15 protein-coding genes are annotated in these 22,884 nt (G+C 68.6%); all 15 read right to left on the bottom strand.

The window, feature by feature from the left end; translation table 11 throughout:
* Window positions 1–155: 155 nt before the first annotated feature.
* A complete protein-coding gene (locus Q0907_RS11005) occupies window positions 156–311 on the bottom strand; it encodes a hypothetical protein (RefSeq protein ID WP_299344521.1) in 156 nt (51 codons plus the stop codon).
* 5 nt (window positions 312–316) lie between these two features.
* Window positions 317–919 (bottom strand): potassium-transporting ATPase subunit KdpC, encoded by a 603-nt coding sequence (kdpC, locus tag Q0907_RS11000; protein ID WP_299344519.1) that lies wholly within the window; start codon window positions 917–919, stop codon window positions 317–319.
* Window positions 920–928: 9 nt separating this feature from the next.
* Complete coding sequence (gene kdpB / locus Q0907_RS10995; protein WP_299344516.1) at window positions 929–2,989, bottom strand: potassium-transporting ATPase subunit KdpB; 2,061 nt, start codon at window positions 2,987–2,989, stop codon at window positions 929–931.
* Window positions 2,990–2,999: 10 nt separating this feature from the next.
* Window positions 3,000–4,709, bottom strand: coding sequence for a potassium-transporting ATPase subunit KdpA (gene kdpA / locus Q0907_RS10990; RefSeq protein WP_299344514.1), 1,710 nt, complete (start codon window positions 4,707–4,709; stop codon window positions 3,000–3,002).
* A gap of 120 nt (window positions 4,710–4,829) precedes the next feature.
* On the bottom strand, window positions 4,830–5,552 hold the full coding sequence (locus Q0907_RS10985) for a TorF family putative porin (RefSeq protein ID WP_299344511.1): 723 nt from the start codon (window positions 5,550–5,552) through the stop codon (window positions 4,830–4,832).
* A 120-nt stretch (window positions 5,553–5,672) separates the two neighbouring features.
* On the bottom strand, window positions 5,673–6,860 hold the full coding sequence (locus tag Q0907_RS10980) for a CoA transferase (protein WP_299344508.1): 1,188 nt from the start codon (window positions 6,858–6,860) through the stop codon (window positions 5,673–5,675).
* Between the two features lie 121 nt (window positions 6,861–6,981).
* Entirely contained in the window at window positions 6,982–8,808 is a 1,827-nt protein-coding gene (locus Q0907_RS10975; RefSeq protein ID WP_299344505.1) for a beta-L-arabinofuranosidase domain-containing protein, read from the bottom strand.
* The gene (locus Q0907_RS10970; protein ID WP_299344502.1) at window positions 8,805–11,609 is read right to left on the bottom strand and encodes a ThuA domain-containing protein; all 2,805 of its coding nucleotides are present in this window, start codon (window positions 11,607–11,609) and stop codon (window positions 8,805–8,807) included. The genes Q0907_RS10975 and Q0907_RS10970 overlap by 4 nt, the downstream gene beginning before the upstream one ends.
* A complete protein-coding gene (locus Q0907_RS10965) occupies window positions 11,609–13,795 on the bottom strand; it encodes an SUMF1/EgtB/PvdO family nonheme iron enzyme (RefSeq protein WP_299344499.1) in 2,187 nt (728 codons plus the stop codon). Before Q0907_RS10965 ends, Q0907_RS10970 begins: the two co-directional genes overlap by 1 nt.
* Window positions 13,796–13,822: 27 nt before the next feature.
* Window positions 13,823–14,773, bottom strand: a complete 951-nt coding sequence (locus Q0907_RS10960; RefSeq protein ID WP_299344497.1) for a ribokinase — start codon at window positions 14,771–14,773, stop codon at window positions 13,823–13,825.
* Window positions 14,770–15,978, bottom strand: coding sequence for a serine hydrolase domain-containing protein (locus Q0907_RS10955; RefSeq protein ID WP_299344494.1), 1,209 nt, complete (start codon window positions 15,976–15,978; stop codon window positions 14,770–14,772). The genes Q0907_RS10960 and Q0907_RS10955 overlap by 4 nt, the downstream gene beginning before the upstream one ends.
* Before the next feature lie 89 nt (window positions 15,979–16,067).
* Entirely contained in the window at window positions 16,068–18,299 is a 2,232-nt protein-coding gene (locus tag Q0907_RS10950; protein ID WP_299344492.1) for a TonB-dependent receptor, read from the bottom strand.
* Between the two features lie 229 nt (window positions 18,300–18,528).
* On the bottom strand, window positions 18,529–19,404 hold the full coding sequence (locus Q0907_RS10945; RefSeq protein WP_299344490.1) for a LysR family transcriptional regulator: 876 nt from the start codon (window positions 19,402–19,404) through the stop codon (window positions 18,529–18,531).
* Window positions 19,405–19,475: 71 nt separating this feature from the next.
* The gene (locus Q0907_RS10940) at window positions 19,476–21,923 is read right to left on the bottom strand and encodes a sodium:solute symporter (protein WP_299344488.1); all 2,448 of its coding nucleotides are present in this window, start codon (window positions 21,921–21,923) and stop codon (window positions 19,476–19,478) included.
* Window positions 21,920–22,768, bottom strand: a complete 849-nt coding sequence (locus tag Q0907_RS10935; RefSeq protein WP_299344485.1) for a CoA ester lyase — start codon at window positions 22,766–22,768, stop codon at window positions 21,920–21,922. The genes Q0907_RS10940 and Q0907_RS10935 overlap by 4 nt, the downstream gene beginning before the upstream one ends.
* Window positions 22,769–22,884 lie beyond the last annotated feature (116 nt).

The raw sequence follows: 22,884 nt of genomic DNA, 5'->3' as shown, positions 1-22,884 counted from the left end.
ACCGCTCGATGCATCACGCGACGACACAGCCCCGCGGCGCCGTCGCCCCTCACCCGCCTTCGGCACCCTCTCCCCGCAGGCGGGGAGAGGGAAACAACCGCACCGCGTCGCGTGATGATTCGCCTGCTGCCCGCAAGAGCTGCGAAGGACGAAGATCATCCCGCGGGCACATTGCGCGCCAGCGCCACGATGACCAAGGCGTAGCCGGCGGCGGCCGCGAACAGCGCGGCACGGAGCACCAGCGCTCGCCGCCGGGCGCCGACGCGTCGCTGGTGGCCTGCCAGACCTTTGGGACATCGGTCGTGATCCATGGGGATTACTCCGGTTTTCGCACGCCATCGAGGGCGAGGTTGAGTTCCAGCACGTTGACGCGCGCAGCGCCCAGCAGACCGAATTGCGGGGCCTCGGTATGCTCGGCGACCAGGCGCTCGACCTCGCTGACCGACAGGCCGCGGACGCGGGCGACACGGGCGACCTGGAGCTGGATGGCGGCCGGCGACAGGTGCGGATCGATGCCGCCGCCGGACTGGGTGACCAGATCGCTGGGCACCGCGTCGGGCGCTACGCCTTCGCGTGTGGCGATGGCGGTGCGGGCCTCGTCAAGGCGCGCACGCAGGTCGGGGTTGGTGCGCGCCTGGTTGCTGCCGGCCAGCGCCATCACGTCGTACTTCGCGGCGGAAGGGCGCGACTGGAAATAGCGGTCGTCGGTGAACGGCTGGGCGACCAGCGACGAGCCGATCACCTTGCCGTCGCGTTCGATCAGGCTGCCGCCGGCCTGGTGCGGGAACAGCAACGAACCCAGGCCGGCACCTGCCAGCGAGTACAGCAGGCCGAAGCCGAGCAACGCCACGCCGGCCAGCACGAGGGCCGGGCGCCATACGGGCGCGGCGGCGACGGAAGAAGCGGAAGGAGTATTCATGGGAAATCCTCAGGCACCGGTGACGGCGGCCAGCAACAGGTCGATGAGCTTGATGGCGGCGAACGGCAGCAGCACGCCGCCGACGCCGTAGACCAGCATGTTCCGGCGCAGCAGCGCGGTGGCGCCGGCCGGGCGGAAGCGCACGCCGCGCAGGGCCAGCGGGATCAGCAGCGGGATGATGATGGCGTTGAAGATCAGCGCCGCGATCACCGCGTTGGTCGGGCTGGACAGCTGCATCACGTTGAGCGCCCCCATCGAAGGGATCGCCGCGGCGAACAGCGCCGGCAGGATCGCGAAGTACTTCGACACGTCGTTGGCCAGCGAGAACGTGGTCAGCGCGCCGCGCGTGATCAGCTGTTGCTTGCCGACTTCGACGACCTCCAGCAACTTGGCCGGGTCGGAGTCGAGATCGACCATGTTGCCCGCCTCTTTCGCCGCCTGCGTGCCGGAATTCATCGCCAGGCCCACGTCGGCCTGCGCCAGCGCCGGTGCGTCGTTGGTGCCGTCGCCGACCATCGCGACCAGGCGGCCACCGGCCTGTTCCTGGCGGATGCGCGCCAGCTTGTCTTCGGGGCGTGCCTCGGCGATGTAGTCGTCCACGCCGGCTTCGGCGGCGATGGCGGCAGCGGTCAACGGGTTGTCGCCGGTGATCATCACCGTGCGGATGCCCATGGCGCGCATGTGGGCGAACTTTTCCTTGATGCCGTGCTTGACCACGTCGGAGAGTTCGACCACGCCGAGCACGTGGTTGCCGTCGCTGACGACCAGCGGCGTGGCCCCGTTGCGGGCGACCTGCTCGACGCGCGCGGTGAGTTCGGCCGGCGCGCTGCCGCCCAGCGCCTGCACATGCTTCAGGATCGCGTCCATCGCACCCTTGCGGATGACACGGACGTGGCCGCGGCCATCGTCAGGAAGATCCACGCCGGACATGCGGGTCTGCGCAGTGAAGGCGATGAACTGCGCACGCTCGGGATCGGCCGGGGTGGCGCCCTGCTCGCGCGCCAGCTTCACGATCGACTTGCCTTCCGGCGTCGGATCGGCCAGCGAGGACAGCATGGCGGCGTCGCGCAGCTGCTCGCGGTCGATGCCGGCCAGCGGATGGAACAGCGTGGCCTGGCGGTCGCCGTGGGTGATGGTGCCGGTCTTGTCCAGCAGCAGCACGTCGACGTCGCCGGCCACTTCCACCGCCTTGCCCGACTTGGCCAGCACGTTGGCCGCCAGCGCGCGGTTCATGCCGGCGATGCCGATGGCCGGCAGCAGGCCGCCGATGGTGGTGGGGATCAGGCAGACCAGCAGCGCGACCAGCAGCAGCGGATCGAGCTTCGCACCCACGAAGCCCGCGATGAAGGGCAGCGTGATCACGACGATGAGGAAGGTCAGCGTCATCGTCAGCAGCAGCAGGCCCAGCGCGATCTCGTTCGGCGTCTTCTGCCGGTTGGCGCCTTCGACCAGCGAGATCATGCGGTCCAGGAAACTGTGGCCGGGCTCGGCGGTGATCTTCACCACGATCTCGTCGGAGAGCACCTTGGTGCCGCCGATCACGCCGCTGCGGTCGGTGCCGGCTTCGCGCAGCACCGGGGCGGATTCGCCGGTGACGGCGGACTCGTTGATCGTGGCCAGGCCCTTGACGATCTCGCCGTCGGCCGGGATCTGTTCGCCGGCGGACACGATGACGTAGTCACCGGGCCTCAGGTCGGCCGCGGGGATGCGCCGCTCGGCACCGCCCAGCGGCGTGTCGATGCGGCGTGCGACGAGGTCCTTGCGGGCGCGCCGCAGCGACGCCGCCTGGCCGCGGCCACGCGCTTCGGCGACGGCTTCGGCGAAGTTGGCGAACAGCACGGTGACGAACAGCAGCGCGGTCACCGACCAGCCGATGCCCGCCGTGGTGGTACCGGCCAAGGTGAGGCCGGCGGTCAGCAGCGTGCCCAGCCAGACCACGGCCATGACCGGGTTCTTGAAGGCGTGCTGCGGGGCCAGCTTGGTGAAGGAGCCGATGACGGCAGCACGGAAGCCCGCGCTGTCGAGCAGGGCCGGCGCACGGCCGGCGGAGCGTGAGGAGGAAGGAGTCATGTCGGTGTTCTCAGAGCGCGCTCAGGGCGAGGTGGTCGGCGATCGGGCCGAGGACCAGCACGGGCATGAACTGCAGCAGGGTCAGGATGACGACCACGGCGATCAGGGTGAGCGCGAAGGTCGGGGTTTCCACCTGGAGGGTGCCGGGGCCTTCGGGCGTGGCGCGCTTGCGCGCCAGCGAACCGGCGATGGCCAGCGGGATGATCAGTGCGGGGTAACGGCCGAGCGCCAGCATCAGCGACGCGCTGAGGTTCCACCAGTACGTCGCATCGCCCAGGCCCTCGAAGCCGGAACCGTTGTTGGCGAACGCCGAGACATACTCGTAGAACACCTGGCTGATGCCATGGAACGACGGGTTGGAGTTGCCGGTGATCGAGGGCACCGCCAGCGTGATCGCGGTGAAGGCCAGCAACGCGAGCGGCTGCAGCAGCACCAGCGCGGCGAGCAGTTTCACTTCATGCGCTTCGATCTTGCGCCCGAACAGTTCCGGCGTGCGGCCGGTCATCAGGCCGGCGAGGAACACGCTGAGCAGCAGGTAGACGAGGAACTGCTGCAGGCCGCAACCGATGCCGCCCCAGATACTGTTCACCAGCATGTTGCTGATCGTCACCAGGCCGGTCAGTGGCGCCAGCGAGTCGTGCATCGCGTTGACCGAGCCGTTCGAGGTCTGCGTGGTCAGTGCGCCCCACAACGCGGACGGTGCGGCACCGAAGCGCACTTCCTTGCCTTCCATCAGCGCGATGTCGCTCGATGTGGCGGAATAGCTCTCCGACCACACGGCCGCACCGGTCGAGATCACCGACATGGTCAGCATGGTGCCGAACACGAGCGCGCTGAATTTCCTGCGGCCGGTGAAGCCGCTCACCATGAAGGCGATGCTGACCGGGATCAGGATGAGGGCCAGCGTCTCCAGCAGGTTGGAGAACGGGGTGGGGTTCTCCAGCGACACGGCGCTGTTGGGACCATACCAACCGCCGCCGTTGGTGCCGAGCTGCTTCACCGCGACCATCGGCGAGACCGGGCCCAAGGGAATCTTCTGCTCGGGCATCTCCGCGCTCGCGTCGATCGGGGTGGCAACCGGACCGCCGTCCCACGTGGCCGGCACGCCCTGGCTGGTCAGCGCCAGCGACCACACCAGGCACAGCGGAAGCAGGAAGCGCACGGTCGGACGGATGACATCGGCCCAGTAGTTGCCGACATCGGCTTCACCGTTCGTGGTGGTGTCCGTCGTTGCAGCGCTCTTCCCACGCCCGCCGAACAGGCCGCGCAAGGTGGCCGCGACCAGGGCCAGCCCCATCATCGGCGTGATCACCTGCAGGCCGACGATCGCGCTGGCATGCGTCAGGTACGACAGCTGCGCCTGGCCGGAGTAGTGCTGCTGGTTTGTGTTGGTGAGGAACGACACCATCGTGTGCAGCGCCAGGTCCCAACGCATGTTGGGGATGCCGTTGGGATTGAGCGGCAGCCAGGCCTGGGTCATCAGGACGAGCCACACGATCACGCCCAGCACCAGGTTGCTGAGCAGGAAGGCCTTGGCATAGCCCTTCCAGCCCATGCCGCGCGAAGGGTCGACGCCGAGCAGCGCGTAGAGGGGGCGTTCGACCAGGCCGAACAACCGGTCGCCCCGCATCGGGGCACCGCGCATCACCGCGGCGAGGTAGCGGCCCAACGGCCAGCCCAGTGCGATCGCGAGCGCGAAAACGAGAAGGAATTCAGTCATGGGAGTCATCCATCGGCGTGCGTGCGCGCCGCGTGATCAACAGGAACATCAGACCGGCGCCGGCGAGGATGCCGACGAGCGACAACGACAGGTGGAGGAAGTCGGTGGCCATGGCGATGCTCAGAACGCGGCCTGCAGCGCCGCTTCCACGCGCGAACCGGCCAGGCCGGGGAACAGCGTCTTCGCGCTGTTGTCGGTGGCGTGCGCGGTGACGCGCAGTTCGAACGGCGCCTTGAACGCCCACACCGCACCCAGCTGCGCATGCGCGTAGCTGTCGTCGTAGGCGTCGTCCAGCCAGTAATAGCCGGCGGCGGCTTCCAGGCGCACCTGTTCGCTCAGGGGGAACCTGGCGCCGAGCTGTGCGTAGGCGCCCGCTTCATCCGTCGCGAGCGCTTCCGTGGAGTAGCCCAGCTGCGCCCAGTAGTTCTGCTTCCAGGTCAGCGTACCGATGGCCTCGGTCCAGTTGAGGTCGACGGTGGTGGACGGGTAGCGGTAGTGGGTCAGGTTGACATCGAGCGCCCAGTCGTCGGACAGGGTGCCGCCCCAGCCGAGGGTGACGTCGATTTCACTGCTGGCCTTCGTTTCCGGTGCGAACTCGACGTTCGAGCCCCACACCGCGCCATACAGGCCGCTGTCAGCCGTGGCCTTGAAGCCGGCCTGCACGGCCGGGTCGCCCTGCGTCTGGGTGGTGCCGCGCCAGACGTAATCGGTGGTGAGCGCACCGGAGCCGTTGAAGGTCGCGGCCTGCGCGGTGGACGCCATGGCCAGCAGCAGGCCGGCGGCGCCGGAAGAAACGACGAACGCAGGCATGCGCCGGCGCGAAGCGGAGGAGATGAAAGACATGGATGCGATCCAGGCGGAAGACGTTCCGCCGACCGCGAAAGTCTGGTCCTGCCCCGCGTAAAGCCGCCATGCGCTTCCCGCCCACCGCCGTAAATTTGGCGTAAAGCCGCGCGCCCTGCCTTAGCCCGCGTTGCGTGCCTGCGGTGACGGCGTGCCGAGCACGTGCTCCGCATCCTGGTCGAACAGGGGCGCGGCGAACGGTGCCGGACCCGGCGTACGCCCGAACGCGATGGGCCGGGTGACGCCGCGGTAGCTGCCGACGACCGGATGCGCGATCTCGGCCACCATGTCTTCGGCCAGTACCTGCGGATGCTCGAACATGTCTTCGACGCGTCGCGCCGCGGCACAGGGCACTTCGTCGCCGAAGTGCGCTTCCCACTCCGTCGCGGTGCGCGCCTGCAGTGCGTCGTGCAGCTGCGGGACGATCTCGGCGGCCTGCGCGGCGCGCTTGCGCACGCTGTCGTAGCGCGGATCGTCGGCCAAGGCGTCCAGGCCGGTCAGCCGGCACAGCGCCTTCCAGAAGCGCGGCGTGTTGGCGGAGAGATAGAGATAGCCCTCGCGCGCCGGATGGATGCCGGTGACGCCGCCGGAGCGCATGTCGCGGCCGATGTCGAGCGCTTCGCCTTCGGCCCAGATCATCCGGGCCGACTGCATGGTCAGCGCACTGCGCAACAACGACACGCCGACGAACTGCCCGCGCCCGCTGCGTTCGCGTTCGTACAGCGCCGACGACACGCCGGCGGCGAGCAGCGCCGCCGCGTAGTAGTCCACCACCGAGCCGTAGATGATTTCCGGCGCACCGCCGCGCTTGCCCTGCAGCGTGCACATGCCGGTCATGGTCTGCAGCACCTGGTCGTAACCGGCCTTGTCCTTCATCGGGCCGGTCTCGCCGTAGCCGGTCACCGCGCAGTAGATCAGCCGCGGGTTGATCACCGTCAGGCTGTCGAAATCGATGCCCAGCCGCTTCGGCACGGTGGGACGGAAGTTGTGCACCAGCACGTCGGCCTCGCGTACCAGGCGCAGCAGCGCGGCGTGGTCGGCCGGCTGCTTGAGATCGAGCGCGATGCCCTGCTTGCTGCGGTTCACGCCGAGGAAGGCGCGGCTCTCGCGCTCCAGGGTGGACGGGTACTGGCGCAGGTTGTCGCCATCGGGCGGCTCGACCTTGATTACGTCGGCGCCCTGGTCGGCCAGCAGCGTGCAGCCGTACGGGCCGGCGATGTAGGCGCTGAGGTCGAGCACCTTCACTCCGCTCAGCGGACCGGCGGGACCCGTGCGCAGCCGCGAACGGAAGGGAGACGGATTGTCCATGGAAGAGGGCTCCTTCAGCCGCCGCCGCAACAGTGATGGCCAGTCTGTGCCACGGCGCGGGCGCGATACAGCCAGCGACCGTAGCTTCTGCTGCCACAAATTCTTGCGAGCGCGCAGGCGGTCATGGCGGCGGCAGCGCCAGCCAGGTCAGGCGCCAGGCGCCGTCGTGCCGCCCACCGGCGCGGTAGTACGGCCAGAACAGCAGCGGCGGCCGGCTCGCGGGCTGCAGCGAAATAGCCGCGCCCTCCTCGCCGTCGGTCACCGGCAGCACCTGCAGCCAGTCATCCTGCGGGCCATCGGGCAGACGGACGGTCTCTTCGGTCTTGAACCCGTCGATCAGGTCGGTGGCGTAGGCCAGCGGGCCGCGCGTGAGCCCGACGTAATGCAGGTCCAGCACCTGCTGGTGGACCGCCGAGCCGTCCGGCGCGCGCGATTCCTGCACGTTGCGCAGCACCTGCCGGTGCAGCGTCGGCCGCAGCGGGAAGGCCAGTTGCACGTGGTCGTCGGAACGCCACAGGCGGCGCAGGACGAGGAAAGCGCCGGGGACGACCGCGGCCTCCACGGGCTCGCCATTGACCGACACCGTGGCGCCCTCGGCCCAGGATGGAATGCGCAGCTGCAGGTCGAACGTCGCGTCGCGCTGGGGATGGACGTCCAGCGACACGTCGCCGTCGAACGGATATCCGGTGTGCTGGCGCAGCACCACCGTCCCGGCCTGTGGGTGCGCCAGGCGCGCCTCGCCGGGCCCGTAGAGCTGCACGCGGACGGTGTCGCCGTCCACGGCATACGCCAGTGACGGCAGTTCCTCCACCGCCATCGCGCCGCTGGACTTGCAGCAGCGCCAATAGGTGGTGTGCACGCGCCGCCCGTTCGGGAACGAGTAGTAGCACCAGTCCTCGCCATCCGGCGCCTGCGCGCCGAGCAGGTCGTTGTATGCGGTGCGCTCGATCTCTTCGGCGAAGCGCGCTTCGCCGGTGAGCTGCAGCAGCTCGCGGTTGAACTGGATCCACGACAGCAGCGAGCAGGTTTCCACGTAGGCATTCGGGCTGAAGCTGCCGCGTGCGTTGAACACCTCGCGCGAGCGATGGGCGACGCCACCCCAGGGCCCGCCGCCCAGGGTCAGGTGGTGCTCGCGGATGTTCTGCCAGATGCGCTCCAGCGTGTCGCGCAGGGCGGCATCACCGGTGGCGCGGCACAGCTTCACGAGGGCGACCAGGTTCCAGAGCAGCTGGTAGGCCTTGCCGGTGGCGATCTCGGACGCATCGGCGCCGGCCTCGAGCGCTGGCAGCAGGCGCAGCGCCGGATGCGCGTTCGCCTGCTCCAGCACGCGCTGGGCGAGTGCGAGGAAGCGCGGCTCCGCGGTTTCGGCATGCAACTCCAGCGCGGCATCCATCAGCACCGTGGCCGACATGCCGTGATGGTTGCCGAGCGTGGTGATGTCGATGCCGGAGGCCAGCGCCTGCGCGCAGAGGTCGGCGATGCGTTCGGCGGCCTGCGTGTAGCGCGGGTCGTGCAATGCGCGCGCGGTATCGACCAGGCCGAGGATCAGGTAGGCATGCACCCAGATATCCCAGGTGCGCAGCGCCGGCGCGCCGTCCCAGCTGGGCGGCTTCGGCGGCTGCGGATGGATGAAGCGGCGCTCTTCCGCGTAGGTACCCAGGTAGCCGTCGGCTTCCTGCACCGAGAGCAGGTAGTCTGCGACCGCGCGCAGGTGCGCGCCCAGCGTCGCATCGCCGCTGCGCCCGTAGGCACGGGCGGCGGCCGACAGCCACTTGCCGGCATGCTCGCCGTACCAGTCGCCCTCGGTGTTGCGCGCGCGGTGCTCGGGCGAGAACAGCGCGATCGCGGGACTGTCCGGCGCGGTGATGAAGTGCGAGAGGCGGCCACGCAGGTTGGCCTCGAGGGCTGCGCCGAGGACGCCGTGCAGCTGGATGTGGTGCGGGATCATTGCTTCAGGTACCTGGCCAGGTCGTCGATCTGCTGCGCGCTCAGGCCGGCCGCGTGCGGTCGCATCACGCCGCGGCTGAGCGCATCGACGATGCGGGTGTGGGGGCGCGTGGCGATCACCGCGCGCGGGGGAATATTGCCTTGCGGATGATCGTGGCAGGCAGCGCAGCGCTGCGTGTACAACGTTGCCGCCGGCACGCCGGCCAGCCGCGCATCGACGGCGACGTCCGGCGTTGCGGCGGCGACCGGCGCGCGATCGGTGACCCGCTTGCCGCCACGGCCGAAGGCCTGGATGCGGTCGGTGCCGACGAACACCTGCCCGCCGCCGAACGCGGGCTCGTTGTACTTGCCGCTGGTGAACAGTTCGCCCGGCGCACTGCGCCACACGATCTCCAGCGAGCGCGCGTCCAGCGCATAGAGCACCGGCCTTGGCGCATCGCCGCCGGCCAGCGAAGCCGAGCGCGGTGCGTTCTCGTCGAGGATCCAGACCAGCGCATCGTCGGCGCCGCGGCTGGTCACCACCGGCGAACCGGGATTGCCGAGCACCAGCGTGGGGTGCGCGCGATCGATGCGCAGGAACGGCGCGTCCGGCGACGTGCGGTCGACGCGCAGGCGCACCACCGACGGCGCGATGCTGACCGGCGAGCCGGGCGCCTGCTTGGTGTTGCCGGTGACGACGACGTACTCGGCGCCCGATGCATCGCGGTACACCGCGGGCACCGAACGGGCGCGCGCCAGGTCGAGCGCCGCATCGTCTTCCGAATATGGGCCGAACACATTGAGCGGCCCGCGCGTGCCGAACCGACGCTGCGGCGACGGCGCGAGTAGCGAGCGGTCGCTTGCGGCATCGGTACTGCAGGGCGCACGGCGATCGAGCGCACCCGGCAAACGGTCGCGATCCAGCAGGTAGACGTTGCCCTGCTTGCCGCCCACGGTCATCAGCCGTCGGCCGCCCTCGCCCGCTGCGTCCGGGAACAGCGCCACGCCACCCGAGCCGAGGTCGATGTCCCTTTCGGCCGTGGTGCAGTAGTTGAACGGCGTATACGTGCCGCGCAACGCGAAAACCTTCTCGTCCGACGAGGCCAGCTTCAGCACCGACTGCGCCCAGTCGCCATCGGATGGCTGGTAGCCACCGAAGCCGCTGCCGGTGACCACATACACGTGGCCTTCGGCATCGACGGCAGGACCGCCCGCACCCCAGATACCGCCACTGCCCCGGTGCGGCATGGCGACGGAAGCGAACGCACCGCTGACGCGCGGATGGCGCGTATCCACCGCGGCGATCCAGCCCGTCTCCGATTCGCCGAACACGATGTACAGCTGCGAACCATCGGGACTGAGATTCAACGCACCGCGTTGCACGCGGAAATCGAACTTGCGCTTCGGTGGCACGGGCGACGGGCCGGCATTGCTGTTGAGGCGGTTGAAGGTGGCTTCGTCGAGCGTCACCGGCCAGCCCGGCAGCACGCGACCGCTGCCCAGCTCGAGCGCATAGGCCTGCCACCGGTGCTGCGGGTCGCAATGGGTCAGGTACAACCGGCCCTGCGCGGCATCGATCACCGGCGTGCTCAGGATGCCGGTGGGCACGCCATCGAGCGGCGCTGGCTGCAGGCGGCAGGGTTCGCCCAAGCGCGTCTTCCACAGGATGCGCCCTGGCGCGACGTCGCCCTGGCGCGCCGCGTTGATCGCGTAGACATGGCCGTTGTTGCTGGCGGCGATGACGACGTCATGCCGCTCGCCGGTCTGCGGACCCGACGTGATCGCCAGCCGATCGACATACAGCGGCGAAGCGTACAGGCGCGCGTCGCTGCCGTTGTCGGCATCGAGCGGTGGCGATTCCCATACCAGGCCGAAATCCTTCGCGCCGACGGTAGCCGGTGTCAGGACGTTTTCGTCGCGGCGCCAGCCGGTGCGCGCGGCATCGACGTGGAAGGTGGCGCGACGCACCTGGCCGGGTGCACCGGTCGGCGCGGGCGCGGATGTTTCAGGGATTGCAGGCGCATCCCGCACGTCGGCATGCGCCGACCACAGGATGGCGTTGAGCAGCACGTGGCGCACGGAGGGTTGGCCGAGTGCATCGAGGTAGTGCCCACCGGTGAAGACGACGCCGCGCCCGCCATCCGCGCGCTCGTGTGCCCAGGCCACGTCGGTCCGCTCGGCGATGTCCTCGATCACGGGTTCGCCGTCGCGGAATTGCGGATGCAGCACGGCCTGCAGCAACGGGGTGCGTGCGCCGGTGCCACGGAAGGTGGGGTAGAACTCGTCGCGGTAGGCGAAGGGCTGCATGCCGGCAGTGACGGGGTGCGAGGCCGGTTCGAGCGTCGTCCACTCGGTAGTGCGATCGAACATGCCGATGCGCACCGCGCCCAGCCAACGCGCGAGACCGAGATCATCGCCTTGCGGCACCGTCGAGGCCTGGTGCAGCGCGACGACGCCGGCGCCGCGCTGCATGGCGGCGTCGAACGCCGCGCGATGCGCGGGATCGCGCAGCGGATGCTTCTCCAGGCCATCGAAATACAGCACCACCGTGTCCGCTTGCGCGAGCGCGGCGGGATCGGCCGGCCACCCGTCGGGATAGGCCTGCACGCGCACGCGCCCGGATGCTTTCTCTTCCAGCATCTGCTGCAGGTGGCGGATGCCCGCCGCATACGCATGCCGACCCGGACCTTCGCTGGCCGGGCCGCCGATCAGCACGACCGTCTTCGGCGCTCCGGCGGAGCAGGCCACCAGCACGCAGGCGAGCACCAGCGCGACCACCCAACGACAGGCGCGCGACAACCCGCGTGCGCGCCCGCCTGGCATCACGCCGCATCCACCACGCAACGGAAACCGATGCGGCCGGATCGGTCCTTGCCCGGCGCCATCAGCAGCAGCTTGCCGTGCTGGTCCAGTCGCTTGGCCTGGGGGAAGTACCAGTGCGAGGTGCGCGGCTCGTAGTCGCTGCCGCCGCGCACGATGGCGGCGCGCGTGTGCTCGTCGTGGAATTCATCCGTCCACTGCCAGACATGGCCCACCAGGTCCATCACGCCGAACGGACTGGCGCCGGCGGGAAACGCACCGACATCGGCCGGTGGCGGCAGCACGCGGCCGCGGAACACCGGTGGCGCGGCATCGTCTCGCCAGGCATCGCCCCACGGATACAGGCGACCGTCCGTTCCCTGTGCGGCGTACTGCCATTCCCAGCCGTGCGGCAGGCGCTTGCCCGCCCATGCGGCATAGGCGCGCGCATCTTCCAGCGACACCCAGGTGACCGGCTTGTTCTCCCAGCCCGCCTGCGGTGCGCCATCGCGCCAGTCGCGGAGGAAATTCAGCGCATCGCGTGGCGCATAGCCGGTGGCATCGATGAAGGCCTTGAACTGTTCGTTCGTCACCAGGTGGCGATCGATGTGGAACGCCGCGACCTGCATGCGCTGGCGATGGTGGCGGCGCGCGGTCGGTTCCCACGGGAACTGCACGTCCACGCCTTCCCACACCTGCCCTTCGATCTCGATGCCCTGCACGGCGAACAGGAACTCGCCGCCAGGAATCGTCACCATGCCGTCCGGTGCAGCGGCCTGCGGCGTGGTCGCGGCGATCGGCTGCAAGGCCTGCGGCAGTGCGGTCCATCGTGCGGACAAAGATGCCAGCGGCGTCGCCGCGTGCACCGCCATCTGCGCCAGGAAGGCATTCAGGCCTTCTTCCTCCACGCCCGCCCGCAACGCCAGCAGCGCGCCGAAGCCACGGCCTTCCAGGGTCGTCTCCAGGATCGCGTGGCCGTCGATGATGCGCGGCTGCAGTACCGTGCCGTTCCACAGGTCGACATAGCGCGTGCCGTCGACATGCGGCACGGTGAGCTGCTCACCGGCGATCGCGTATTCGTGGCGGTTGACCAGCGTCCACAACGTGCGGCCCTCGCCCGGGAAGCGGCTGGCGAAGATGCCGGCCTGCAGCGTGCGTTCGTACGGGCGCCAGTCCAGGCTGACCAGCAACGGCGCGAAGCGGCGGTAGATCGTGGCGATCCGGCGCAGCGATTCGGCATCGCGCGGCGTCAGCTGGTTCCACAGCCCCCACACGTTTTCCCACGCGTTGTAGCCCACGCCATTGAAGAAGATGTACTGCAGGTCGTGGTTGCGGTCGCGGCCCCAGCGGTTCTCGTAGTTGATCATGTGGCGCGGTTCCAGCCACTTGAACTTCGCCACCGGCGGCACGACCTCGTTCGGCGCCTTCTTGCCCCAGCTCTGCACGTTCCAGATCAGGTGTTCTTCGGCGCTGATCGTGGATTCCGGCTGCACGACCACCGGATGGCCCAGCGCATCGCAGGCGTCGAAGAACGCGCGCGGCACGCCGTTGTAGGTGTCGCCGTTGATGCCGTCGGCTCCCACCGCCTTGACGATCTGCGCGATGGCCTGCCAGTCCGGCGCGCCTTCGTCGCGGGTACCGTTGTCCCACGGCATGGTGGTGAGGAACACGCGCACGCCGCGGCGGTGGAAATCGTCGATCGCGCCGCGCAGCGCCTCCAGCCCGCCCGGCAGGCTGCGTGCCAGGTCGAACTGGTTGCGGTCGTCCACGCCGATGTTGGGATACACGCACCACAACAGCACGCTGTCGAGCCCGCCGAAGCGCGCTTCCAGATCATCGAGGTAGCGGTCGACGGTGTAGCGGCCGGCGACGGGGTCGTAGAGGTAGCGGTCCTCGACCATCACTTGCGCATGCACGAAGTTGCGCTGGGCCCACTGCAGCTCCGGCCGGCGGTAGTTGGCGTCGTCGTAGCCGATGCGGGTGAGGTGCTCGCGACGCCAGTCCTTCAGTTCGGCGACCCAATCGTCGGCCGAGGCATTGGCATCGATCTTCCACTGGCCGATGTCGGCGAACGGCCAGCCCGGTGCCTTGCCCGGCGTAGGCAGGTAGCGCTGCGTGGTGACGTGGGAAAACTTGTATTCGGTCTTCACCACGTGCGCGTCGTCGTGACCGGCGGCATCGTGGGAATCGGGGGACGTGGGCGTGCTCATGGGGAGATCTTGGATCGTGACGATGGATCAGTCGCGGGAAAGGCCGCAGTAAGCCGCCAGGGCGGCCTGCTGCGAGAGTGCGTCGACATGCCCGGCGAGCCAGGCTTCGACTTCCGGGCGCGCCGGGATGCTGGTCTGCGCGCCCAGCCGGGTGCAGGCGAGCGCGGAGGCCGCACTGGCGAAGCGTAGCGCGTCCGCCAGCCCGGCATGTTCGGACAGGCGGGCGGCCAATGCGCCGCAGAACGTGTCGCCGGCCGCGGTCGTATCCACGGCGTCGATCGGGAACGCGGGCTGCAGGAAGATTTCACCGCCCCGCCGTGCGAAACAACCGCGGGCGCCAAGCGTCACGATCACGCAGGGCACCGGCAGGCGCGCCGCCTGCGCGGCCACGGAACCTTCGCCGGCCAGCGTGGCCAGTTCGCCTTCGTTGACGACCAGCACATCGACGCTGTCCAGCAGGCCCGGGGGCAACGGGGTGGCGGGTGCGGCATTCAACACCACCCGCACGCCGGCCTCACGGGCAAGCCGGGCGTAGCTGGCCACGCTGTCCAAGGGTGTTTCCAGTTGCAGCAGCAGGTGGCTGATGCCACGCAGCGAAGGAAGATGGTGCGGCCTCAATCCCGCGTTGGCGCCCGGTGCGACGGTGATCGCGTTCTCCGCGTCGTCGGACAGGCAGATGAAGGCGGTGCCGCTGGCGGTATCCGGCACGCGCACGATGTGCATGGACACGTCGGCGTCGGCGAGGGCGGCTTCGAGTACCGCCGCGTACGGATCGTCGCCGAGCGCGAGCAGCATGCGGGTCGGCACGCCGCCGGCACGCGCACTGGCGACGGCCTGATTGGCGCCCTTGCCGCCCGGAAACGTCGCGAACTCGCGACCCAATACGGTCTCGCCCGGCGCCGGCACATGCGCCGCACGCACGACGAAATCGAGGTTGGCCGATCCCGCCACCAGCACGCCGCCATGACCGCGACTCATGGCGACACCGCCGAATAGACCGCGCGATAGAACGGCGTGGCCAGCTTGGGCAACGGAGGCGCCCCGTCGGTGGGCAGGTGCTGCGACAGCAGCAGGATCACCAGCCCGCGCTCGCGGTCGATGGTGAAGTACGTGGAAGCGGCGCCGGACCAGCCGAACTGTCCGCGCGATCCGGGACGCGTACTGATCGCCGGATCGGTGACGACATACCCGCCCAGGCCGAAGCCTTCACCCGGCTCGGGTGCGGGCACCGGAGGATCGAAGCCGGCGAGCTGGTCGGACATCATCATCGCCACGGTGTCTTCGCGTAGCAGGCGCACGCCCTCGAGCGTGCCGCCTTCGGCCAGCATCCGCGCGAAGCGCAGGTAGTCGGCGGCGGTGGAATAGAGGCCACCGGCACCGCTCGTGTAGGGGCGCAGGCGGACGCCGGGTTCGCGTGCGGACGGTGTATCGGCCAGGACGCGCTGGCCTTCGGCATTGCGCGTGGTCAGCGCCATGATGCGACCACGCTGCGCCGCAGGCACTTCGAAGCCAGTGTCGTGCAGGGCGAGCGGCACGAAGATGCGCGTTCGCATGAAGGTCTCGAACGATTGGCCGCTGGCGACTTCGATCACGCGCGCCAGCACTTCGGTGTTGACGCCGTCGTAGCGGAAACGCGTGCCCGGCTCGGTGGCGAGCGGCGCGCGTGCGACGCGGTCGGCATAGCCGGCGAGGTCCGTGGCTTCTTCCGGCGCCTGCGCCTGCAGCAGGGCGGATGCCACGCGGATGTCGTCACCGCCCGTGGCAAAACCGGCGGTGTGCGTGAGCAGGTGCCGCACGGTCAGCGGGCGCTGCACCGGCACGAGCGCGGGCGCCTCCACGCTGCCGCCCGCGACCCGCTGCAGACCCGCGAATTCGGGCAGATAGGTGGCCACCGGGGCATCGAGGTGCAGCCTGCCCTGTTCGACCAGCATCAATGCCGCCACCGAGGTGACGGGCTTGGTCATGGAATAGATACGGAAGATCGCGTCTTCGCGCAGCGGATGCCGGCCTTGAAGGTCGGCATGGCCGAACGCACCGCGGTAGACCACGGCGCCGTGATCGGCGACCACGGCGACGGCGCCCAGGTAGCCGGCTTTGCCGATGTCCTGTGTGAGCAGCGTATCCATCGGCGCACGCGGGAGCGGCGGCGGGGTGGCGGTCGCGCAGGCGGCGAGCGAGAGCATCAGGACCATCCAGAGCCCGCGCCGCCCTGGAGAGGGGGCGGCGCGGGTGGATGCGGCGAAGGACAAGACCGGCATCCGCGGATGGTGGATCAGAACGTGTACTCGTAGGTAACGGAGTACATGCGACCGCGACCGGCGAAGTAGTTCTTGAAGAAGTCCACCTGCGACCAGCTGAGCACGTACTGCTTGTTGGTCAGGTTCTCGATGCCCAGCGTCACGCGACCATAGTTCTCGAAATTGTAGTTGGCGCTGAGATCGAACAGCGTGTAACCCTGCGTGTGTTCCTGGAACGAGTAGGTCTGCCCGTCGAACGCGCGCGTATCGGAACCCGTGAGGTCGCGATCCAGCAGCTTCGTGGCGTTGAGGGTGACGTCACCCTGTTCGTTGAAACGCCAGTTGACCGACGCGCCGATCTTGTCCGGATTGATGTCCGAGACACCGATCGGCTTGTTGAGCCCGCCTGCGGGATAGCGACCCAGCAGATCGGCATTCCAGAACGCGGTCTCGCCCCGGATACGCGAGTACAGACCGTTGACCTTCCACTGCGGATTGAAGCGCCATTCGCCGCTCAGTTCGACGCCCTTGATGCGGGTAGGGGCGCGGTTGAGCACGTAGTCGTTGGTCGCCGGGTCGACCGCCAGCGACGTGCCGAACGGCGAGCGCGAGTCGTAGTACGAACCGCCGAGCGAACCGCGGTCGCCACGCCAGTTGAAACCGTACTCGCGGTTGTCGACGACGATCGCCTGCAGGTCGCGGATCCGGTCCACCGACTGGCCCGGCACGTTGATGTTGCGGAGCGGGATGCCGATGTTGGGCAGACTGAAGCCTTCGCCGTACGAGGCGAACACCGACCAGCCGCCGGCGATACGCCAGATGGCGCCGAAGTTCACCAGGTTCTCGGTGTACTCCACGCCGCCGCCCTCGACGAACACGCTGTTGCGGAAGGGCGTAGTCGTGTAGCTGTCGACGTGCAGCTCACCGTCCTCGCGGCGGAAGCCACCGCTCACGGTCACCGGGCCGATGTCGTAGCTGAGCTGGACGTAGGGCGCGACGCTGGTGTATTCCATGGGCGGCACCCACAGGCGGTTGGTCAATGCGAGGCGCTGCTGCGCTTCGTCGTAGACATAGTCGACACCGGTGCGGAGTTCCAGGCCATCGACGCCGAACAGCGACGAGCGGGTCCACGACGGACGGAAACCCCACTTCTTGCTGGTGATTTCCGACTGGTCGAAGATGCGCTCCGCGCCCACCGGCAGCGGCCATACCAACTGGCGATCGTCTCCGTTCTCCGGGAGATAACGCATGGCCTGGTCAGCCCAGTACGCATTCAGCACCAGATTGCCGCCAAGGAAGTCTCCGTGCGTGTACAGCGCATTCAACTGCTCGAAGTCGTTGAACTCCGCCTTGCTGCCGAAGATCTGCCCGCGCTCGGACGTGTTGGTCACCGGATTGGGGCAGGTGCCGGGGCGGCAGCCCTCGACCTGGATGTAGTCGCCGTTGCCCTCGATCTTGAAATTGCTGTAACTCAGCTGCAGCCGCTGCACGCCGTCTTCACCGAAGTTGATGCCACCCTTCAGGAACAGGTTACGGGCCACCGAGTCCGATACCGAGCCGCTCGTGTTCATGCCGACACGACGACCATCCGCGTCGTACGCCATGCCGCGATCGATGCGCGACACGCCCACCACCAAGTCGCGGTTCTCCTGCTTGAACGCATAGTTCAGGCCGAGTTTCCAGCCGGCGCTGTCGTCCTTGAACTGGGTGGAATAGCGCGACAGGAAGCGGAATTCGCTGCCTTCCTTGGTCGGCACCGTGGAGATGTAGTTGATGATGCCACCCGCGGCACCGATGCCCTCCGACGCCGACGGACCGTTGATGACCTCGATGCGGTCCACGATGCCCATGTCGGTGAACGTCGCGTTGCGGCCACCCTCGCGCAACGGCGAGCCTTGCGGCACGCCATCGAACAGGCGCAGCGCGATGCGGCCGCGCAGGGTTTCACCGGTATTGCTCATGGCCTGGGACGATTCCGCATAGCCGGGCACCGTGCGTGCCAGCACCGCCGTCGCGTCTTCGGTCAGCGCAAGCGTGTGCTTGACCTCTTCCTTGGACACCAGCGACACCGCACCGGGGATGCGGTCGATCGACTTCGGCGCACGCACGCCGGTCACGATCACCTGATCCAGGTCGACGGCATCCTTCGCCCGTTCTTCGGTCGTCGCGTCCTGCGGCGGCAGCGGAGTGTTCTGTTGGGCCTTGACGCTGGCGCTGACGGCGGCGGCCAGCAGGAAAACGCCGAACGCGGCGGGTACCTGTTTCATGGTGTGCTCTCGGAATGCTTCGGTGGACGGCACGGTCGCGCAGCGGGCGGCACGTTCCGGACTAGAGATGTGTATGCGAAGACCGCGTTGGCGGCCGGCGTGCCCCGCGTTCCTCCCAGACGCGTGAACCCGACGATGGCGGCAGCGTAAGGCGACACCGGTCACGGAAGAATCGTCCGCCGATATGTTCACAGGCTAGTTTTTGTAGCGTGCACTGCAACATCGCGGCTCAGGCATGGCCGGTGGCGGCACGACTCTCCTGCAGCAGCACGGTGACCAGGCGGATGCGCACCGAGGAGCGCGACCACACCATGCCGATCCGGCGTGGCTCGCTGGGCAGCGGCAGCGGAATGCGCACCAGGTCCAGCCCCTCCGGCCACGGACGTGCCCAGTCGGGTACCAGCGACACGCCCAGGCCGCGGTCCACCATCACCGCAATGGCGTTGAGCCCGTTCAGTTCGAACCGCTCGCGCGGCACGATCCCGGCGGCATGCAGGTACTCGTCCGCCACGCGCCCGCCCCACTGGTTGCGGTCGTAGCGGATCAGCGGTTCGCTGCGCAGCAGGTCGTGCGGTTCGCGTCCCGCCATCCGCGCCGGCGCGATCATCACCAGCGGCTCTTCGCGCAGCAGCTGCCAGTCGCAGGTCTTGGGCAGGCTGTACGGCGCCTGCAGCACCAGCGCCGCGTCCAGTTCGCCCGCCTCCACCGCGCGATAGAGCTCGGCCGAGTACGCCGGCCGGATATAGACGTTGATCTGCGGGAATGCATCGACCATGCGCGCCAGGATGTCGGGCAGCATGCCGGCCAGCGCGGTCGGGCACGCGCCCAGGCGCAGTTCGCCCGACACGTCGCTGTCGTTGGCCACACTGCGCATGTCCGATACGTCGCGGAGCAGGTCGCGTGCCCGCTGCAGGATACGCGCGCCCTCTTCGGTCAGGCTGACGGTGCGCCCGGCGCGTGCGATCAGCGGCGCGCCAAGTTCCCGCTCGAGCGTGCGGATCTGCTGCGCCACCGCGGCGGGGGTGATGTTCAGCACGCGCGCCGCGGCCGCCATCGAACCGCGGTCGGCCACCACCACGAACGTGTTCAGGAACTGGGTATCCACGCGCCTCCCCCTGCTGCCGTCAGGCTACACGAGGCGTGGCGCGCCGACGATGGGACCTATGGCCCATGCGCTCAGCCGGCCGTGTTCACGGCATCCTGCCGGTGGATCGTCAGGCCCTGCAGCGATTGCGCCGGTGGCGGGAACAGCCAGCTGGCCGCGTAGCCGATGACGATGCACAGCAGGATCGAGATGCCCAGGTAGAAGTACGGATGCACGAGATCCATCGACCAGATAAGCAGGGTCAGCACGATGGCCCCGGCGATGCCGATGGCAACGCCCTGTGCGTTGGCGCGCCGCGTGAACATCCCCAGCGTGTACGCCCCGGCGAAGCCGCCCCCCAGCAGACCTGCCAGTTCGATCGAGACGTCGAACAGGGAGTGGATGTCGTAGCGCGAGAGCACCAGCGCGATGCCGATGCCCACCAGGCCCACCAGCACGCCCATGATCTCCGCGAACAGCACGCTCTTCTTCGGGGTCGGGTTCTTCGCCAGCTTCTCGTAGAAATCCACGGAGGCCAGCGTCGAGACGCTGTTGATGATGCTGGACAGCGTGGACATGGCGGCGGCGAAGATGCCGGCGATGATCAGGCCGGTGACGCCCATCGGCAGTTCTGCCGCGATGAACAGCGGGAATGTCGCGTCGATGGGCAGCAGCGGATTCATGCGCTCGGGATGGGACTGGTAGTACACGTACAGCGCCGTGCCGATCGCGTAGAAGAAGAAGCCGCCGGGAATCATGATGGCGGCGAACGTCCATATCGAACGCCCCGCCTCCTTGTCGGACTTCGTGGACAGCACGCGCTGCATCAGCACCTGGTCCTTCGGGAACGTCAGCACCACGTCGAACACCACCAGGAAGATGAAGCCCCAGACGGTCGCCTTGGTGAGGTCGAAACTGAAATCGAACAGCTGCGTCTTGTTCTCCGCCATCGCCACCTGGAGGAACTCGGGCACGCCGCCATTGAGGTGGTAGATGATGAATCCGATGGCGAAGATCGCGCCGCCGAACATCACGAACACCTGCACGAAATCGGTCCAGATGACCGCCTTCATGCCGCCCAGCGTGGTGTAGATGATGGTGAACACGCCCATGATGAGGATGCTCCACACCACGTCCAGGCCGGTGATCGTGGCGATCGCGAGCGCGGGCAGGAACAGGATCACGCTCATGCGGCTGCCGATCTGCATCGCGATGCACAGGGCGCTGGCGAGCATCCGGATGGCGGGATGGAAACGCTTCTCCAGGTAGGAGAACACCGACATCAGGTCGAGGCGGCGCAGCAGCGGCACGATCCAGATGGCGACGAACATCAGGCCGACGACCGCGATCAGGTTGTTGGTCAGGTACTGCCAGTTCGTTTCGAACGCCTTCGCCGGAATCGCGATGAAACTGATGGAACTGGTGTTGGTGGCGTACAGGCTGACGCCGGCCGCCCAGAACGGGATGCTGCGGCCGCCGACGAAGAAATCCGCCGTGGATGCGCGTTTCTCCTGCAGGTAGAAGTACAGGCCGATGCCGACCATCGCTGCGAGATACACGACGATGACCAGCCAGTCCAGCCACTTGAGCAGGTAGGTGCCGCCGGTGATCGAGGTCGTCCGCAGCGCGCTGGCGCCGGCGTCCCAGCCGACCAGTCCGTCGCCCCAGGCCGTGACACGGGGCGAGAGCGCGGCCGTGGACCCGGGAATGTCGGTCCAGGCGCGGGTGATGGTATGGAAGGTCGCGAGCCGCGAGGCGGTGGAACCGGCGAATGGCTTGAGCAGATACAGCACGTGGGCCTGTCCGAGCGCGCGCGCCGTGCCTTCGCCGGCAAGCGCACCGGGAACGGGCGGCAATGATTGCCAGCCGTTTTCGGACGACCAGCGCCACTGGGCATCCTCGCCTGCGCCGCGCGTGGTGGCGATCAGTTCGCCGCGTTGCGCGACAAGCGAGTTGAGGGGCGCGCCCGACGGAAGCGCAGGCAGCGCCTGCCACGCGGTGGCGGCCGAGGCATCGACCGCGCGCCGCCATACGCGCGCCGTGCCCGCGTCGTCGCGACCGGCCGCGTAGACATTCGCGGAATCCGCCGCAAGCTGGACCTGCTCGAGGGGTTGCGGAAACGGCGGCAATGGCTGCACGGACAGCTGTCCGCGCACGAGGGTCGCTGTTGCGATCCCGGCGATCCGCGAGCCGGTGATGTCCGATTGCAGCAGGTAGAGACGCCCCGGCGCCGCATTCCGCCAATGATCGACGGGGGCCGGCCCCTTCAGTCCGATCGCCTGCCAGCGTGCTCCGGTCTTCTCCCACCGCCACGCAGCGGTGTCGCCGAAGGCCAGCAGGTCGTCACCGGCGCTGTGCAAGGCGCGCGCGCTCGCGGGCGGTACGGGAAGCGACCCCTCGGAAAGACGCGTGAGGCTTTCGCCGTGCGCATGGCCCGGCAACACGCCGCATGCGACCAGCACGGCAATGCCCACCATCGCCAGATACCTGTGCAGCGACGCCCGACCGAAACGGCCGCGGACCCGCGAAACGACCGTCATGCGCGCTCCCGTCCGGCGGCGGCGAGGACGGCGCGCGCGCGCGCGAGGAACGGGGCATCCACCATGCGGCCATCCACCGCGTAGACACCCGCACTCCCCTCTGCGGCGGCAACCGTGCGACGCGCCGCGTCGACTTCCTCGACGGACGGCGCGAACGCCGCGTTGGCCCACGCCACTTGGCGCGGATGCACGCAACTCTTGCCCGCGAATCCGAGTGCGCGCGCCGCGTCGGCTTCGGCGCGGAAGCCGGCTTCGTCTTCCAGGCCAGGGAACGCGGCGTCGTAAGCGAACGCGCCCGCTTCCGCCGCGGCCATGCGCAGGGCGTACTGCGCGGCGTGCACGTTGCGCAGGTCGCTGCGGCGGATGCCGTGGGGCTCGAACAGATCGCCAAGCCCCAGTTGCAGGCCGCGGACGCGCGGATGGGCCTGCGCGATCTTGACCGCATGGCGCAGCGCGCGGGGGGTTTCGATGTTCACCAGCAGCCCGACGGCCCTGCGGACGCCGAGGCGCGCTTCGACCGACTCGACTTCGCTGATCGCCTGACGGAGCTGTTCCACCGACTCGATCTTCGGCAGGTTGAGCAGGTCGATGTCCAGCGGCAGGATCGCGCGCAGGTCGTCCTCCCACGCCGACGAACTCCAGGCGTTCACCCGTACGACCACCTGCTTGCGCGCGGCACGGTGCGGTGCCGGCTGCAGGAAGGCAGCGACCTGCGTGCGCGCCGCCGCCTTGTCTTCGCCCGCGACGGCATCCTCGAGGTCGAAGGACAGGAGGTCTGCGTCGCCGGCCAACGCCTTGGCGAACAGCATCGGGCGACTGCCGGGCACGAACAGTTTGCTACGCATGGACGGCGCTCATCATGGCGCGCAGTCTGCTGGAATCGCGCCACCGGCAAAGCCCGCGCCAGCATCTTCAAACGATAGTTTTTGCTGCGTCCGGGAATGCGGCAACGCAACATTCC

Origin of the sequence: uncultured Pseudoxanthomonas sp., from assembly GCF_947498795.1 — a bacterium.
Classification (GTDB): Bacteria; Pseudomonadota; Gammaproteobacteria; order Xanthomonadales; family Xanthomonadaceae; genus Pseudoxanthomonas_A.
This window is presented reverse-complemented; position numbering and strand designations above follow the sequence as displayed.